General features: G+C 67.6%; 13 protein-coding genes. 9 read left to right on the top strand and 4 right to left on the bottom strand.

Translation table 11 applies throughout. The features are described from left to right. Both VGI12_09465 and VGI12_09470 read left to right on the top strand, forming a co-directional pair. The coding region (locus VGI12_09465; protein HEY2432886.1) for a fumarate reductase/succinate dehydrogenase flavoprotein subunit at nucleotides 1-1,935 on the top strand (1,935 nt) is incomplete at its 5' end. A 3-nt stretch (nucleotides 1,936-1,938) separates the two neighbouring features. Next, a complete protein-coding gene (locus VGI12_09470; protein ID HEY2432887.1) occupies nucleotides 1,939-2,688 on the top strand; it encodes a succinate dehydrogenase/fumarate reductase iron-sulfur subunit in 750 nt (249 codons plus the stop codon). Nucleotides 2,689-2,718: 30 nt separating this feature from the next. On the opposite strand, the gene VGI12_09475 is transcribed toward VGI12_09470, so the two are convergent. The 3 genes from VGI12_09475 to icd form a co-directional block, all read right to left on the bottom strand. Beyond that, the gene (locus tag VGI12_09475; protein ID HEY2432888.1) at nucleotides 2,719-5,613 is read right to left on the bottom strand and encodes an Ig-like domain-containing protein; all 2,895 of its coding nucleotides are present in this window, start codon (nucleotides 5,611-5,613) and stop codon (nucleotides 2,719-2,721) included. Between the two features lie 392 nt (nucleotides 5,614-6,005). Next, nucleotides 6,006-6,950, bottom strand: a complete 945-nt coding sequence (gene mdh, locus VGI12_09480) for a malate dehydrogenase (GenBank protein ID HEY2432889.1) — start codon at nucleotides 6,948-6,950, stop codon at nucleotides 6,006-6,008. A 50-nt stretch (nucleotides 6,951-7,000) separates the two neighbouring features. After that, complete coding sequence (gene icd / locus VGI12_09485; GenBank protein HEY2432890.1) at nucleotides 7,001-8,332, bottom strand: isocitrate dehydrogenase (NADP(+)); 1,332 nt, start codon at nucleotides 8,330-8,332, stop codon at nucleotides 7,001-7,003. Nucleotides 8,333-8,499: 167 nt separating this feature from the next. Between icd and serA the strand changes: the two genes are divergently transcribed. Beyond that, on the top strand, nucleotides 8,500-10,071 hold the full coding sequence (gene serA / locus VGI12_09490) for a phosphoglycerate dehydrogenase (GenBank protein ID HEY2432891.1): 1,572 nt from the start codon (nucleotides 8,500-8,502) through the stop codon (nucleotides 10,069-10,071). Here serA and VGI12_09495 read toward each other — a convergent pair. After that, nucleotides 10,068-10,589: a hypothetical protein gene (locus VGI12_09495; protein ID HEY2432892.1), complete on the bottom strand. Its 522-nt coding sequence runs from the start codon at nucleotides 10,587-10,589 to the stop codon at nucleotides 10,068-10,070. The genes serA and VGI12_09495 overlap by 4 nt on opposite strands. Nucleotides 10,590-10,691: 102 nt before the next feature. Between VGI12_09495 and kdsB the strand changes: the two genes are divergently transcribed. From kdsB to VGI12_09525, 6 genes are read left to right on the top strand one after another with little or no spacing between them, the layout of a single operon-like run. After that, nucleotides 10,692-11,435 carry a 3-deoxy-manno-octulosonate cytidylyltransferase gene (gene kdsB / locus VGI12_09500; protein HEY2432893.1) on the top strand — a complete coding sequence of 248 codons (744 nt, stop codon included), beginning with the start codon at nucleotides 10,692-10,694 and terminating at the stop codon, nucleotides 11,433-11,435. 14 nt (nucleotides 11,436-11,449) lie between these two features. Then, a complete protein-coding gene (locus VGI12_09505) occupies nucleotides 11,450-13,102 on the top strand; it encodes a CTP synthase (protein ID HEY2432894.1) in 1,653 nt (550 codons plus the stop codon). Between the two features lie 4 nt (nucleotides 13,103-13,106). Then, on the top strand, nucleotides 13,107-13,943 hold the full coding sequence (kdsA, locus tag VGI12_09510; protein HEY2432895.1) for a 3-deoxy-8-phosphooctulonate synthase: 837 nt from the start codon (nucleotides 13,107-13,109) through the stop codon (nucleotides 13,941-13,943). Beyond that, nucleotides 13,940-14,950 (top strand): KpsF/GutQ family sugar-phosphate isomerase, encoded by a 1,011-nt coding sequence (locus tag VGI12_09515; GenBank protein ID HEY2432896.1) that lies wholly within the window; start codon nucleotides 13,940-13,942, stop codon nucleotides 14,948-14,950. The genes kdsA and VGI12_09515 overlap by 4 nt, the downstream gene beginning before the upstream one ends. Nucleotides 14,951-14,972: 22 nt before the next feature. Continuing rightward, complete coding sequence (locus VGI12_09520; protein HEY2432897.1) at nucleotides 14,973-15,479, top strand: HAD hydrolase family protein; 507 nt, start codon at nucleotides 14,973-14,975, stop codon at nucleotides 15,477-15,479. Next, entirely contained in the window at nucleotides 15,479-16,711 is a 1,233-nt protein-coding gene (locus VGI12_09525) for a tetratricopeptide repeat protein (protein ID HEY2432898.1), read from the top strand. Before VGI12_09520 ends, VGI12_09525 begins: the two co-directional genes overlap by 1 nt. Nucleotides 16,712-16,938 lie beyond the last annotated feature (227 nt).

Raw genomic sequence — 16,938 nt, forward strand, 5'->3', positions numbered from 1 at the left:
GGCGAGGCCCCTCGGAAGATCATGACTCTCGACTCGCACGTTCCAGGCGGCGCGCTGGCGGAAAAGTGGGACCGTCACCGCTTCGAATCGAAGCTGGTGAACCCGGCCAACCGCCGCAAGTACACAGTGATCGTCGTCGGCACCGGACTGGCGGGCGCCTCGGCGGCGAGTTCGCTGGGCGAGCTGGGCTACCAGGTGAAGAGCTTCTGCATTCACGACAGTCCCCGCCGCGCCCACAGCATCGCCGCCCAGGGGGGCATCAACGCCGCGAAGAATTACCAGAACGACGGCGACAGCGTCCAGCGGCTGTTCTACGACACGATCAAGGGTGGCGATTATCGCGCGCGCGAGGCCAACGTCTTCCGCCTCTCCCAGCTGAGCGTCAACATCATCGATCAGTGCGTGGCTCAGGGGGTCCCGTTCGCGCGCGAGTACGGCGGGCTCCTCGACAACCGCTCGTTCGGAGGCGCGCAGGTGTCGCGCACCTTCTACGCGCGCGGCCAGACCGGCCAGCAGCTGCTGCTCGGCGCCTACCAGTCGATGATGCGGCAGGTCGAGAAGGGATCCGTCCAGCTCTTCGCCAATCGCGAGATGCTCGACCTGGTGATCGTCGGCGGCCAGGCGCGCGGCATCATCACCCGCCACCTGATCACCGGCGCGCTCGAGCGGCATGCCGGCGACGCCGTGCTGCTCTGCACCGGCGGCTATGGCACGGCCTATTACCTCTCGACCAATGCCGTCAACTCGAACGTGACCGCCGCGTGGCGGGCTCACAAGCGCGGCGCCTTCTTCGCCAACCCCTGCTACACCCAGATTCACCCGACCTGCATCCCGGTCTCCGGTACCCATCAGTCGAAGCTGACGCTGATGTCGGAGTCGCTCCGCAACGACGGGCGGGTGTGGGTGCCGCAGCGCAAGGACGACGAGCGGCCGCCGCAGCAGATTCCGGAAGCCGAACGCGACTACTACCTCGAGCGGAAGTATCCGAGCTTCGGCAACCTCGTGCCGCGCGACGTCGCGTCGCGCAACGCCAAGACCGTCTGCGACGAAGGCCGCGGCGTCGGTGAGAGCGGCCTCGCCGTGTACCTCGACTTCGCCGACGCGATCAAGCGGCTCGGCCCCGAGGTGATCAAGGCGCGCTACGGCAATCTCTTCGACATGTACAGGAAGATCACCGACGCGGATCCGTATCAGGTGCCGATGCGGATCTACCCGGCGATCCACTACACCATGGGCGGCCTCTGGGTCGACTACAACCTGATGAGCAACGTGCCGGGGCTGCACGTCCTCGGCGAAGCCAACTTCTCCGATCACGGCGCCAACCGCCTCGGCGCGAGCGCCTTGATGCAGGGACTGGCCGACGGCTACTTCGTGATCCCCTATACGCTCGCCCACTATCTCGGCGGCGCCCAGTTTCCAGCCGTGTCGACCGACCACGAGGCCTTCGGCGAGGCCGAGCACAACGTCCAGGCACGGATCGACAGGCTCCTGGCCGTGAAGGGGCGCGAAACGCCGCGCCAGCTCCATCGCCGGCTGGGCCAGCTCCTGTGGGACTACGTCGGCATGGCCCGCAACGCCGAGGGGCTCAGACACGCCCTCGCCGAGATCCCGCGGCTGCGCGACGAGTTCTGGCAGAACCTCTCGGTTCCGGGCGAACCCGGCAACCTGAACAAGAACCTCGAGTACGCCGGCCGCGTCGCCGACTACCTCGAATTCGCCGAAGTCCTGGCGCTCGACGCGCTGCAGCGCACGGAATCGTGCGGCGGCCACTTCCGCGAGGAGAGTCAGACGCCCGACGGCGAAGCGCTGCGCGACGACGAGCGCTTCTCGTACGTGGCCGCGTGGGAATTCAAGGGCGTCGGCGCGCCGCCCGAGCTCCACAAGGAGCCGCTCACCTTCGAGTACGTGAAACCGTCACAGCGCAGCTACAAGTAACTCATGCGGATCACATTGAGAGTGTGGCGGCAGAACGGGCCCAACACGCAGGGCCGGCTGGAGACGTACGTCGCGGCCGACGTGTCCCCCGACATGTCGTTCCTCGAAATGCTCGACGTGGTCAACGAGGGGCTGATCGCCAGCGGAACCGACCCGATCGCCTTCGATTCGGACTGCCGCGAGGGCATCTGCGGTGCCTGCGGATTCCTGATCGACGGCGTCGCGCATGGACCGATGCGCGGCACCACGGTTTGCCAGCTGCACATGCGGTCGTTCAAGGACGGCGACACGCTGACCCTGGAGCCGTGGCGCGCCCGCGCCTTCCCGCTCGTCAAGGATCTCGTTGTCGACCGCTCGGCCTTCGACCGGATCATCCAGGCCGGCGGCTACACGTCGATCAACGTCGGCGGCCCGCAGGACGCCAACGCGATCCTCGTGCCCAAGCCAGTGTCGGATCTCGCGATGGATGCGGCGCAGTGCATCGGCTGCGGCGCCTGCGTGGCGCAGTGCAAGAACGCCTCGGCGGCGCTCTTCGCGTCCGCCAAGATCTCGCACCTCGGCCTCCTGCCCCAGGGTCAGCCGGAGCGCTATTCGCGCGTCGTGGCGATGATCGACCGTCACGACGCCGAGGGGTTCGGCAGCTGCTCCAACGAGGGCGAGTGCGAAGCGGTGTGTCCCAAAGACATCTCGATCACCGGCATCGCCCGCATGCACCGCGACTACTTCAAGGCGAGGGTGCTGCGCCGAGGCTGAGGAAGCCCCCGGCGCCGCCGCCACGGTCCCCTATCGCGTAAAGGCGATCGGCGCGGAACGGCCGCTCCCCGACGCGTTCACCGCCGACACCGTCAACTGGTAGTTGCCCAGCGCCAGCGCGCTGAAGAACGTGGGCACCGACACCGTGATGGTATTGGTGCCGTCGGGAGTTGGCTTGCCGGCGTCCATGGTTGCCACCGGCGTCGCGGTGTTGGGATCGGCGCCCGCCGCGAAGACGTCGATGCGATACGACGTAACCGTGGCGTTGTCGGGCGACGCCGTGAACGCGATGCCGGTCGGCGGTGCCACGGCGGCAGTGACCGTCACCGATACCGCCGCCGAGCGGGTGCTGAGGCCACCGGCGTCATAGGCGACGACCGTCAGGGAGTAGGTGCCGGCCGCGATCGACGACCACGTGAACGAGTAGGGAGACGAGGTGTCGGTGCCGAGCAGGGTCGTGCCGTTGTAGAACTCGACTTTGCTCATCTTGTTCTCTGGATCCGACGCATTCGCCGCGATGGTGATCAACGCGGGAGCAGTGAAGGACGCCCCGGACGCCGGCGACGAAATCGACACCGTCGGCGGCTGGTTCGCGGCGGCGTTCACCGTGACGCTGACAGCCGACGAACGCGTGTTCAGCCCGCTCGTGTCATACGCAACCGCGGTCAGCGAATACGTCCCGGCCGCGACCGACGACCACGTGAACGAATAGGGAGACGAGGTGTCGGTGCCGAGCAGGGTCGTGCCGTTGTAGAACTCGACCTTGCTCAGCTGATTCTCCGGATCCGACGCATTCGCCGCAATGGTGATCGACGCGGGCGCCGTGAAAGACGCTCCGGCCGCCGGCGACGAGATCGACGCGGTCGGTGGCTGGTTCGCGGCGGCGTTGACGGTGACGCTGACAGCCGACGAACGCGTGTTCAGCCCGCTCGTGTCATAGGCTACGGCGGTCAGCGAATACGTCCCGGCCGCGACCGACGACCACCTGAACGAATAGGGAGACGAGGTGTCGGTGCCGAGCAGGGTCGTGCCGTTGTAGAACTCGACTTTGCTCAGCTTGTTCTCCGGATCGGACGCATTCGCCGCGATGGTGATCGACGCGGGAGCGGTGAAGGACGCCCCGGACGCCGGCGACGAAATCGACACCGTCGGCGGCTGATTGGCCCCGGTGACGGTGACCGTGACCGGTGCCGAGCGGGTGGTCGCGCCCGCTCCGTCGTAGGCCAGCGCCGTGATGGAGTAGGTGCCGGCCGGGACCGACGCCCAGGTATCGGCGTATGGTGCGGTGAATTCCGTCCACAGCAAGGCGGTGCCGCTGTAGAACTCTACCTTCGTGAGTTGCCCTTCCGGATCGGACGCGGTCGCCGACAACGGGATGGAGGCGGGCGCCGCGTACGTCGCGCCATTTGTTGGTGACGTCATCGAGACCGTCGGCGGCTGGTTCCCAGCCCCGCTCACCGTCACGCTTACGAGTGAGGAGGTGGTATGGAGCCCGCCGCTGTCATACGCAATTGCCGTCAGCGAATACGTGCCGGCCGCGACCGACGACCACGTGAACGAATACGGAGATGAGGTGTCGGTGCCGAGCAGGGTCGTGCCGTTGTAGAACTCGACCTTGCTCAGTTGGTTCTCCGGGTCCGACGCGCTGGCGGTCATCGTGATCGACGCCGGCGCGCTGTAGGTCGCACCGGCCGCGGGTGATGTCAGCGAGACCGTCGGCGGCTGGTTCGTCGCCTGCGCGGAGGTAATGACCAGCGAATCGGCGGTCACGTCGGTGGCGGCCTTTGGATTGTGGCTCGTCGCCGCGATGCCGACGTAGACCGTGTCTGCCATCGCGATCGAGTCGGACCCGATCAGCGTCCAGTTCTTCCCGTCGGTGGACTGATAGGCCGTCAGCAGGGAGCCGGCGCGGGTCAGACGCACCCAGCCGGGCGCGACGCCGGACGATCCGGACGTACTCACGCTGTCGCCGCCGGCTTGCGGGCGCCGCTGGAACGCGTAGCCGTGGCCCGCCGAGAGCAGCGCAAAGGCTTGCGGCGAGTTCGCGTTGAGCGTCTCACGAATCATGACGCCCGCCTTCGACCACGCCGAGGCGGCGCTGACGGAATCGACGCGCGTTGACACGTCGACGTCGCCGGTCACCGGCTGATAGACGAAATGAAATTGATCGGAAGTGCCCCAGATGTCGGTGCCGCCGGCGTGAACCTGATAGACGCCGTTGGCGAAGCTCGCCGCGCCGGCGACGGCGGGTGCGCCGATGTCGGCATGCTGCTGGCCGGCCGGCAGCCCGAGCGGGGTCACCGAGATCTGCGAGAGCGCCGCAGTCGTCGCGCCAGACGCGTTATGGCTCGTCACCGCGAGTCCGACGTAGGCCGACGCCGAGAGCTGAATGGTGTCGCTCGAAATCAGCGTCCAGGCGCTGCCATCGGCAGAGGTGTAGGCGGATACGGTGCTGCCCTGACGAACCAGGCGCACCCACTGAGGAGCCGACTTGGCGGGACCTGCCGTGTGCGAGCTGGAGGCGCCCGTAACCGTGCGGCGCTGGAAGGCGGTGCCGTTCGCCGCCGACACCAGCGCAAACCCCTGCGCGGCATTGGCGGCGAGCGAGCCGCGAATCATGACGCCCGCTTTCGACCACGACGAGGCGTTGGTCACGCTGTCGACTCGCGCGCGGACATCGACGTCGCCGCTCACCTGCTGATAGACGAAATGAAATTGATCGGACGTGCCCCAGATGTCGGTGCCGCCGGCGGTGATGGTGAACCCGGTGGCCGTACTCGAGGCGCTGCCGGCGATCGCGGGCGACCCGATGTCCTGATCGGCCCACGTGACTTGATCCGCCTGCTGCGCGCGCACGTGCGCACCACTGCCAATCGCCACGATCGCCGCCGCGATAAGAGCCCATCGACCAACTCGCACACGCATGCGCACTCTCCCCCATGCGTGTCCGCAGCGCCACGCACGCGATCCATCGGCAAGGCAAGAATGCTGCCCGCTCGATGCCGACGAGCTCTGCCGCAAATCACGGAGAAAAAACGGGAGAGCGATGCGCGCCTCGTTTACGGATGAGCGGCGTCGCGCGGATGCGCGGCAGATCGCTGTGTAACTATGCGTGCGGCGGGTGTAACTATTGCGATGCGACTTGCTTTTCGGCGGGCCGCCGATCGAACCGATGCGCTGGCGCGCGGCGCCGAACCATCCGTGCGGTGGCTGGTTGAAGAGGGTAATTCGGGACTGAATGTGGGAAGTAATGAATGACTGACTGACGGCCGCAGGCGCGGCCGCCAGCTCTACCGGGCGAGACCCTATCTTTTGGACTAGACCTTGATGACGTCGGTCAATTCCTTGACCGCCGCGGCCGATTTCTTCAGCGCCGCGTCTTCCTCGGACGTCAACTTGATTTCGATGATCTGCTCGACGCCGCGCGCGCCGAGCTTGACCGGAACCCCGACGAACAGATCGCGGATCCCGTACTCGCCCTGGAGGAACACCGAGCACGGCACGATCTTCTTCTTGTCCTTCAGGATGATCTCGACCATTTCGGCCGCCGCCGAGCCCGGCGCGTACCAGGCGCTCGTCCCCACCAGCTTGGTGATCTCGGCGCCGCCGCTGGCGGTCCGTACGCAGATCGCGTCGATGACCTCCTTGGTCAGCCCCGGGTACTCGGGCAGCGGAATCCCGGAGATCGTCGAGTAGCGCGGCAGCGGCACCATCGTGTCGCCGTGGCCGCCGAGCACGAACGCGTGGATGTTCTCCACCGACACGCCGGTCTCCATCGCGATGAACGCGCGCATGCGGGCCGAATCGAGCACGCCCGCCATGCCGATCACCCGCTCACGCGGAAACTTGCTCAGCCGGTACACCGCCTGGCACATCGCGTCGAGCGGGTTGGCCACCGGGACGATGATGGTATTGGGCGAATACCTGACGATCTGCTCGGTGACCGACTGCATGATCCCGAAGTTGACGTTGAGCAGATCGTCGCGGCTCATGCCAGGCTTGCGCGGCACGCCGGAGGTGATGACGACGACGTCGGAGTTCGCGGTCTCCTGCCAGCCGGCCTCGTTGGCGCCGGCGCCGATGATCCGCGAATCGGAGCCCTCGATCGGGCACGCCTCGTACATGTCGAGCGCGATCCCCTGCGCCTTCTGCTCGGCGATGTCGATGATGACGACGTCGGCGAGCTCCTTGTCGGCGATCGCCCGCGCGACGGTCGCGCCGACGTTGCCGGCGCCTCCTACGACGGTGACTTTTCTGTTCATGGGTCCTCTGGCTGTCTCGTGCTATGGAAGATCCGCCGCCGCGGCGGCGTCTACATGTGCGCTATGAGGCGGTCGCCGAACTCAGAGCACTTCACCTCGGTCGCCCCGTCCATCAGCCGGGCGAAGTCGTAGGTGACCGTCCTGGCTGAAATGGCTCCGTCCATACCCTTCACCACCAGGTCCGCAGCTTCCGGCCAGCCCATGTGCCGCAGCATCATTTCGCCGGAGAGCACCACCGAGCCGGGATTGACCTTGTCGAGGTTCGCGTACTTCGGCGCGGTGCCGTGCGTCGCTTCGAAAATGGCGTGGCCGGTCACGTAGTTGATGTTGCCGCCCGGCGCGATGCCGATGCCGCCGACCTGCGCCGCCAGCGCGTCGGAGAGATAGTCGCCATTCAGGTTGGGCGTGGCGATGACGTCGAATTCGTCGGGGCGGGTCAGCACCTGCTGCAGCGTGATGTCGGCGATGGCATCCTTGATCAGGAGGCCGGCGCCCGGCTTCCCGTCCGCGATTCGGCACCACGGGCCGCCGTCCACCTCCACGGCGCCGAAGAACTGCTTCGCGACCTGATAGCCCCAGTCGCGGAAGGCGCCTTCGGTGAACTTCATGATGTTGCCCTTGTGGACAAGGGTCACGCTCTTGCGCCGGTTCTGGATGGCGTAGGTGATGGCGCTGTGAATCAGCCGCTCCGAGCCCAGATAGCTGATCGGTTTGAGGCCGACGCCCACCTGCACCGCCACCTCGCGGTGCGGCGCGCCGATCTCCTCGAGCCCACGCTGCCATCCCTGCGAGGCCTCGGCGGTGCCGAACCGCACTTTCTTGAAGTCCTTCGGGAATTCGCGCGCGAAGAAGTCGAGGACCTTCTGCGCTTCCGGCGTGCCGCTGGCGTACTCGATGCCGGCGTAGATATCCTCCGTATTCTCCCGGAAGATCACCATGTCGATCTTTTCGGGGTGCTTCACGGGCGACGGCACGCCCCGATACCAGCGGACCGGCCGCAGGCAGACATAGAGATCGAGCAGCTGCCGGAGCGCGACGTTCAACGAGCGAATGCCGCCGCCCACCGGCGTCGTCAACGGCCCTTTGATGCCAACGTAGTACTCGCGAAACGCCTCGACGGTGTCGGCCGGCAGCCAGTCGTTGAACTGCTTGGCGCTCTTCTCGCCGGCGAACACCTCGAACCACGCGATCTTGCGCGTCCCGCCATACGCCTTGGCGATCGCCGCGTCCAGCACCCGCACGCTGGCGCGCCAGATGTCGGGACCCGTGCCGTCACCTTCGATATAAGGAATGATCGGATCGTCGGGTACGACGAGGCGTCCGTTCTTCCGGGTGATGGCAGTGCCGGTGGTCGGCGGCTTCAAGATCGAGAAATTCGGCATTAGGTCACGTCCCCGTCCCGGCGTTACCGGTTGTTCACAGAAACTGTGGAAAAGTTTGTGGAAAACCTCGTCCAGTTCGCGGCTCTCGCCGCGTCAAATCGAGGGTTTCAGCGGTTTGCACCATCATGGTGCGTGCCGCGCATGCAAACGCGACATTATAATCTGGCGTGCACATCGTCATTGCAGATTCTCTCCCCGCTTCCGCCGCCGATTCGCTTCGTGCCGCCGGATACACCGTCGATGCCCGCTCCGGGCGCAAACCCGATGAACTCGCCCGCGACCTTGCCAATGCGGATGCGTTGATCGTCCGCAGCGCGACGCAGGTGACCGCGGCGCTGATCGCAGCCGCTCCCAACCTGCGCGTCGTCGCGCGCGCCGGCACCGGCGTCGACAACGTCGACGTGCCGGCAGCGACCGCGCGCGGCGTCCTCGTGATGAATGCCGCCGGCGCCAACAGCATCAGCGTGGCCGAGCTGGCAGTCGGGATGATCCTCGCGCTGGCGCGCATGCTGCCCGCCGCCGACGCCTCGATGAAGGCCGGCATCTGGGACAAGAAGCGCTTCATGGGCACAGAGGTCCGCGGCCACAAGCTCGGCGTCATCGGCTTTGGCCGCATCGGCCGCGAAGTCGCCGCGCGCGCCAGGGCGCTCGGCATGGACATTCTGGCGTACGACCCGTTCTTCACCGCGCGCGCCGCCGACGCGGCGGGCGTATCGCTCGTCGATCTCGACGAGATCGTCGCCCAGGCCGACTGGATCTCGCTGCACGTCCCGGCGCTGCCGGAGACCCGGCACCTGATCAACGCGGAGCGGCTGCAGAAGATGAAGAAGGGGGTCCGGATCATCAACACCGCGCGCGGCGAGCTGATCGACGAAAAGGCGCTGGCCGACGCCATCGAGTCGGGCCACGTCGCCGGTGCGGGTCTCGACGTGTTCGAGCAGGAGCCGCCTCCCGACAAGCGGCTGCAGATGCTGCCGCAGGTGGTGGCGACGCCGCACATCGCGGCCTCGACGCACGAAGCGCAGGAGGCCGTCGGCACCGAGATTGCCGTGCAGGTGCGTGACTATCTGCAGGAAGGGATCATCCGCAACGCCGTCAACTTCCCGTCGGTCCCGCAGGACGACGTCCCGACGTTGCGGCCGTATCTGCAGCTCGCGCAGAAGCTCGGATCGATCGTGGCGCAGCTCCTGACGGAACGTCCGACCTCGGTCGGCGTCCGCTACTACGGTCCGTTGGTCACGGCCTACGAGAACGTGATCGGCAGCGCGGTGCTGACCGGCGTGCTCGGGCGTTCGGCCGACAGCGTGACCGCGGTCAACAGCCGCGCGGTCGCGGTCGAGCGCGGCATCGAGCTGGTCGAATCGCGGAGCTCGCGCTCCCGCGATTTCACGCACGTGATTTCCGTCAAGCTGGGCGGCGAGACGCAGGAACGCTGGGTCGAAGGGGTGGTGGTCGAGCCGGGCCATCCGCGGCTGTGCAGCCTCGACGGCGTGCCGGTGGAGGCGAACCTCGCCGGCACCATCGTCGTCACCGCCAACGACGACCGTCCCGGCGTGATCGGCGACATCGGGACGATGTTCGGCCGCCACGGGGTGAACATCGCGAGCTTCGCGCTCGGGCGGGCCGGCCACACCGCGGTCGGCGTCATCACGGTGGACGAAGGCGTCGGGCTGGAAACGGCGGTGAGCGAAATCCGCAAGCTGAAGGCGATTCGCGAAGCCACTATCGCCCGGGTCTAGCGAAGCGCCAGTCGGCGATAGCCTTTCGTCAGCTGGTCTTCGAGTTCGACGGCGTCGGCGCCGATCTTGGTGACCCGGTAGCGGTCGCCGACGGCGTCCCCTTCCGCCACCATATAGATGGTGTCGCCGTCGCCGCCGACGATCGCGGTGCGCTTCGAGCCGGCCGCCGTCTGCTCTTCCGCGATGCCCATCAGTGTGAGGGTCGGGGTCGGCGGCGAGAGGAGCGGGACGGCGGCGGCGACAGCCGGAGCGGAGACGGGCGCGTCGCGCAGATCGCGGCGTTCCTGGAACATGAAAGGGTTGCGCGCGTGCGAGCCTGGCACCGGCGCGTGCTCGAGGGCGTCGTGGAGGCGCGAGGCCTGCACGCCGACTTCGGTGGCAATCGCCTCGGGGGCATCGCGGTGTGATACGCGCACGGGGACATCGGCTGTCGTCGCGTCCTGCGGCAGGTTCGCCGCGGCGGCATACGCGACGAGGAGCACACCGCCGACACTGTAGAGCGCACGGCGCGTCTTCATGGTGGGCTGTTCCGGTAACTACATCGTAGCACCGAAGCGTGGGCGCGGCGCGCGGCGCGGCGCGATCGGCGGCATCGTGCGACGGCTATGGTAGGATTTGCCGTGCCCCCCTCGGTAATCGCGATCGTTCCAGCGCGGTACCAGTCGAGTCGCCTTCCCGGAAAAGCCCTCGCCGACATCGCCGGACGTCCCATGATCGAGCACGTCTACCGGCGCGCGGCGTCGGCGCGGCGCGTGTCGCGGGTCATCGTCGCGACCGACGACCGCCGGATCGCAGACGCCGTCGCCGCTTTTGGCGGCGTCGCGGTGATGACGTCGGCGTCGCATCAAAGCGGCACCGATCGCCTCGCCGAGGTGGCGGCGTCGCTGGATTGTGACCTGATCGTCAACGTCCAGGGGGACGAGCCGATGCTCGCGCCGGAGACCATCGACGCCGCGGTCGAGCCGCTGATCGCCGATCCGCACATCGACATGAGCACGCTGCGCCGTCGGATCGCCGACCCCGCCGAGCATTCCAATCCCAACGTCACCAAGGTGGTGGTCGACCAGGACGGCTACGCGCTCTTCTTCTCGCGCGCGGCCATTCCCTTCACCCGTCCCGGACAGCCGCCGGCGCCGGCGTGGGCGCACGTGGGCCTCTACGTCTACCGGCGCGAGACCCTGCTCCGCCTGGCGGCGCTGCCGGCGACGGCGATGGAGCGCGCCGAGGCGCTCGAACAGCTGCGCGCGCTCGAATACGGCATCCGGATCAAAGTGGTCAAGACCGCCGACGCCAGCATCGGCGTCGACACTCCTGACGATCTCGCGCGCGTCCGCGCGCTTCTCGCAACCACGCTCACGACCTGAGGGATCGCACCACGATGCAGCAGACCAGTTCGCGGCCAGTCAAGTACATCCTGATCACCGGCGGAGTGGTCTCGTCGCTCGGCAAGGGGCTGGCCGCCGCCTCGATCGGCGCGCTGCTCGAGGGACACGGCTACAAGGTGGCCCTCCAGAAATTCGACCCCTATATCAACGTCGATCCCGGCACGATGAGCCCGTACCAGCACGGCGAGGTCTACGTCACCGACGACGGCGCCGAAACGGACCTCGATCTCGGACACTACGAGCGATTCACCAACCAGCTGACGACGCGCAACAACAACTGGACCACCGGCAAGATCTACCTGCAGGTCATCCAGAAGGAGCGGCGCGGCGACTATCTCGGGCGCACCGTCCAGGTGATTCCGCATATCACCAACGAGATCAAAGACGCGATCAAGACGGTGGCGCAGGGAGTCGACGTCGTGCTGGTCGAGATCGGCGGCACCGTCGGCGACATCGAGAGCCTGCCCTTCGTCGAGGCGATCCGCCAGCTGCGGCAGGACGTCGGCCGCGACAACACGCTCTACATCCACTTGACGCTGGTGCCGTTCATCGGCGCCGCCGGCGAACTGAAGACCAAGCCGACCCAGCACAGCGTGCGCGACCTGCGGGCGATCGGCATCCAGCCCGACATCCTGCTCTGCCGCACCGACCGGTTTCTCGACGAGGACATCAAGCGCAAGATCGCGCTCTTCTGCGACGTCGACGAGGAAGCGGTGATCACCGCGAAGGACGTGTCGAGCATCTACGAGGTGCCGACCGTGCTGGCGCAGGAGGGGCTCGACCGCATCGTGATCGAGCGGCTGCACCTGCCGGCCACCGAGGCCAGGATGGACGAGTGGGTCGATCTCGCCGATCGCATCCGCAACCCCGGCGACGAAGTCACCATCCACGTGGTCGGCAAGTACGTCGGCTACGAGGACTCGTACAAGAGCCTGAACGAGGCGCTCTATCACGGCGGCTTCAAGCACCGGCTGCGGGTGAACATCCGCTGGGTCGAGGCGGAAGCGCTGGAGCAGGAGGGGGGCGAGCAGCTGCTCGACGGCGCCGACGGCATCCTGGTGCCAGGCGGATTCGGCGACCGGGGCACGCGCGGGATGATGCGCGCCGCCGAGACCGCCCGCGCCCGCCGCATTCCCTACTTCGGCATCTGCTACGGCTTCCAATGGGCGGCCGTCGAGTACGCGCGCCACGTCTGCGGCCTCGCCGACGCCGATTCCACCGAGTGCGCCCCCGACACCAAGACCAACGTCATCTACAAGCTGCGCGACCTGCTCGGAGTCGACGATCTCGGCGGCACGATGCGCCTCGGCTCCTATGCCTGCCAGCTGCGCGCCGGCTCGAAGTCGCACGCGATGTACGGCAGCGACGTCATCCACGAGCGGCACCGCCACCGCTACGAGTTCAACTGCCTCTTCGAGAGGACGCTGACCGACAACGGCCTCGAGATCGTCGGCCGTTCGCTCGACGGCAAGTTCGTCGAGATCATCGAGCTGCCCTCGCACCCGTGGTACGTCGCGGTGCAGTTCCATCCGGAGTTCAAGTCGAAGCCGCTCAAGCCGCATCCGCTCTTCGCCGGCTTCGTCGAGGCGAGCTACCGCCACAAGTCCGCCCACCCGCATCAGGCGGCGGCGTCCGTGGTAGGTTAGGCGCGTGACACCCCGCACCGTCGACGCCGGTGGCGTCAGCATTGGCGGCGGCCCGCTGGTGCTCATCGCGGGTCCGTGCGTCATCGAAAGCGAGGCGCACGCCGTCGACACGGCGCTCGCGCTCGTTGAGATTACCCGGCGCGCCGGCGTGCCGTTCGTGTTCAAGGCGTCGTACGACAAGGCGAACCGCACCTCGACGACCTCCTTCCGCGGGCCAGGCCTTGCCGACGGCCTTCGGGTGCTGGCGCGCGTACGCGAAACGGCCCGGGTGCCGATCCTGACCGACATCCACGAGGCGTCGCACGCCGCGCCGGCCGCCGAGGTCGCCGACGTGCTCCAGATCCCGGCCTTCCTGTCGCGACAGACCGACTTGATCCAGGCGGCGGCCCGCACCCAGCGCGCGGTCAACATCAAGAAGGGACAGTTCCTCGCGCCGCTCGACATGCGCCACGCCGTCGACAAGGCGGCGGCTGAGGGCAACCACAAGGTGATCCTCACCGAACGCGGCGTCAGCTTCGGCTATCACAACCTCGTCGTCGACATGCGCGCATTTCCGATCATGCGCGGGCTCGGCTGCCCGGTCGTCTACGACGTGACCCACAGCCTGCAGCTGCCGGGCGCCGGCAACGGCGTGACCGCGGGACAGGCCGAGTTCATCGAGCCGATGGCCTGCGCCGGCGTCGCCGCCGGCGTCGACGGCGTGTTCATGGAAGTGCACGAAGAGCCGGCGCGGGCGAAGAGCGACGCCCAGAACGCGCTGAGGCTGGATCTGCTGCCGGCCCTCCTCGACAAGCTCGTGCAGATTCACGACATCGCGCATCGCACGGTGGCGGTCCAATGAGCGAGCGCGCGCCGCGAGCGACCGTCGCGGAGGACGGCACCCGCGCGGCCCTCGATCTGGCGAGGAAGGTGCTGCGCATCGAGGCGGCCGCCATCCTGGGCCTCGTCGATCGCCTCGACGGCGACTTCGAGCGGGCGCTCGACATCCTCTACCGGTGCCGCGGCCGCGTCATCGTCACCGGCATGGGCAAGTCCGGGATCATCAGCCGCAAGATCGCCGCGACGTTCTCGAGCACCGGCACCTCGGCGTTCTTCCTGCATCCGGCAGAGGCGATCCACGGCGATCTCGGCGCCATCCGCGAAGACGACGTGGTCGTCGCGCTGTCGCACAGCGGCGAGACCGAGGAGCTGCTGCGGCTGCTCGAGTCGCTCCGCCGCATCGGCGCCAAGCTGATCGCGATTACCGGCGCGCCGCGCTCGACGCTCGGACGCGCCGCCGACGTCGCGCTCGACTGCAGCATCGCCGAGGAAGCCTGCCCGATGAATCTGGTGCCGACCGCCAGCACCACCGCGTCGCTGGCGCTCGGCGACGCGCTGGCGATGACGCTGCTGGTGCGCAAGGGGTTCCGCGAGGAGCAGTTCGCGTCGCTCCATCCAGGCGGCAAGATCGGGCGGCGGCTGATGACCGTCGAGAACGCGATGGTGGCGGGGGACGCGGCGCCGCGAGTGCGTCCGTCGGCCGCGATGCCCGACATCATCCACGAGATGTCGAGCAAGCGCCTCGGCATGACCGCGGTCGTCGACGAGAGCGGTCGCCTGATCGGCGTCTTCACCGACGGCGATCTCCGCCGCCTGATGATGACCCGTCCGCCCAATGCGGTCATGGCGATGACCGCGCACGAGGTGCTGACCCCCAACCCGCTGACCATCGGTCGCAGCCTGCTCGCCGTCGAGGCGCTCCGGATCATGGAAGCCCACAAGGTCACTTCGGTGATCGTCGTCGACGCCGACCGCGTCGTCGAAGGGGTCGTGCACCTGCACGACCTGTGGCGCACCCAGATGATTTGAGCCGCCGAATAGATACGGATTGATGACCCGTCTGAAGCTGTTGTTGTTCGACGTGGATGGCGTGCTGACCGACGGCACGATCCTGGTGCACGCCGACGGCAGCGAATCGAAGTCGTTCAACATCAAGGATGGCGCCGCGATGGTGTGGGCGCAGCGCGGAGGGCTTCGCGTCGGGCTGCTCTCGGCGCGTACTGCCGATGCGACCGCGGTGCGCGCCGCGCAGCTCGGCCTCAGCGTGGTCGTCCAGGGCTCGACCGACAAGCTGGCGGGCTACGAACGGATCCGCGCAGAGCATGGGCTCACCGACGATGAGATCGGATACATGGGCGACGACCTGCAGGATCTGCCGGTGCTCCGCCGCGCCGGCTTCTCGGCGGCGCCGGCCGACGCGGCGGCCGAGGTACGCGCCGCCGTCCACTGGGTCAGCGCCTCGGCCGGCGGCCGCGGCGCCGCTCGCGAATGCATCGAGCACGTCATGCGGGCGCAGGGCCTCTGGGCCGCCGCGGTCGCTGAGTTCCTGCCCCGCTGATGTCCGCCGCCGCTCCCCTACTCCTGCTCACCGGGCTGGTGATGCTTCTCCTCGGTCTTGCCGTCGGCAAGGCATGGGAGCGCTACAAGCTGCAGGACGGCGTCTGGGTCGATCGCCGCCGCGCCCGCGAGTCGCCCCACTACATGCTCGGCCTCAACTTTCTCGTCGCCAGCCAGGTCGATCAGGCAATCGACGAGCTGACCAAGGCGGCCAAGGCGGCCGGCGACCCGCTCGAGATCCATCTCATTCTCGGCAACCTCTATCGGGAGAAGGGGCAGGTCGGCCGCGCGATCCAGGAGCATCAAGGGCTGCTGCAGCGGCCGAAGCTGCGCAGGCTCGAGCACGCCAACGTGTTGCTCTGTCTCGGGCTCGACTACCGCAGCGGCGGCTTCGTCGACCGCGCGATCGAGGCCTTCAGCGAGGTGCTGCGGCTCGACCCCGAGAACCGCTATGCGCTCTCGAATCTCGAGAAGCTCTATGAAGATCAGCACCAGTGGGACGAAGCCTATGCGGCGCGTCAGAAGCTGGCCGCGCTGGCGACCGCGGGCGACGGGGGGCTCGAATCCCCGCGCCACAACGAGGTGCTGGCGTTTCTCGAGAACGAGTTCGGGCAGGCGGCGCTACGCGGCGGCGATCTCGCCGAGGCGGCGCGCCGCTTCGAGGCCGCGATCGACCGCGATACCCGCAACGTGCCGGCGCGTCTGAGCCTCGGCGACGTGCGGTTCAAGGAAGGACGCACCGCCGACGCGGTCGGCGTATGGGAGCGGCTGTTCGACGCGTCTCCCGAGCGCGGCTATCTCGCCTTCGCACGGCTCGAGCACGGTTACGCGTCGCTCGGCGCGCCGGAACGGTTTCCGGCGCTGTGCCAGAAGCTGATCGACGGCGGCGGCCCGAACTGGCGCGCCGGCCTCGCCCTGGCCCGCCACGTGGGCGCCCGTGGGCAGCACGACGAAGCCCTGACGCTCCTGTTCGACGCGCTCGTCGTCAACCCGCACTCGCTGGCGCTCCACCAGACCATCTGGGAAACGCTGTCGGCGCTGCACCTGCCGCCGGCACTCGTCACGCGCTACGTGGAGCTGACACGCGACGCCGTGTTCTATCTCGATCCCCACGTCTGCGTGCGCTGCCGCTACCGCTCGACGGAGCTGCTCTGGCAGTGTCCGCACTGCCACGAGTGGAACACGTTTGTGGAGGAGCGGATCGCGCCGGCAAAGGACAACGCCGAGGCCTGACGGCCATGAAACCAGTGAACATACGCCTGTGGGGAAACTGGCACGCGACGATTTTTCCCCCGCCGCTGTGGGTCTTGTCCCTCGCTGTAATGATCGTCATCGCAGCCGGAGTGTTCATATAGCCCGATCTCGCAGCAGGTCACGCAGGCGGTGAGCAGACGCGTCACCGCGCCGCGGTAGCCAGGTTCGAATACACGTCCGCCCAAGGGCCTCCCGCCGCGCGCACA

The sequence above is a fragment of the Vicinamibacterales bacterium genome, from assembly GCA_036496585.1.
In the GTDB taxonomy this organism is placed as follows: domain Bacteria; phylum Acidobacteriota; class Vicinamibacteria; order Vicinamibacterales; family 2-12-FULL-66-21; genus JAICSD01.

Bases quoted from the DNA above. Each gene is read 5' to 3' on its own strand.
- VGI12_09475 (HEY2432888.1), bottom strand. From the start codon at position 5,613: ATGCGTGTGCGAGTTGGTCGATGGGCTCTTATCGCGGCGGCGATCGTG.
- VGI12_09515 (HEY2432896.1), top strand. From the start codon at position 13,940: ATGAGCGAGCGCGCGCCGCGAGCGACCGTCGCGGAGGACGGCACCCGC.
- VGI12_09495 (HEY2432892.1), bottom strand. From the start codon at position 10,589: ATGAAGACGCGCCGTGCGCTCTACAGTGTCGGCGGTGTGCTCCTCGTC.
- VGI12_09520 (HEY2432897.1), top strand. From the start codon at position 14,973: ATGACCCGTCTGAAGCTGTTGTTGTTCGACGTGGATGGCGTGCTGACC.
- mdh (HEY2432889.1), bottom strand. From the start codon at position 6,950: ATGAACAGAAAAGTCACCGTCGTAGGAGGCGCCGGCAACGTCGGCGCG.
- icd (HEY2432890.1), bottom strand. From the start codon at position 8,332: ATGCCGAATTTCTCGATCTTGAAGCCGCCGACCACCGGCACTGCCATC.
- VGI12_09525 (HEY2432898.1), top strand. From the start codon at position 15,479: ATGTCCGCCGCCGCTCCCCTACTCCTGCTCACCGGGCTGGTGATGCTT.
- VGI12_09505 (HEY2432894.1), top strand. From the start codon at position 11,450: ATGCAGCAGACCAGTTCGCGGCCAGTCAAGTACATCCTGATCACCGGC.
- VGI12_09470 (HEY2432887.1), top strand. From the start codon at position 1,939: ATGCGGATCACATTGAGAGTGTGGCGGCAGAACGGGCCCAACACGCAG.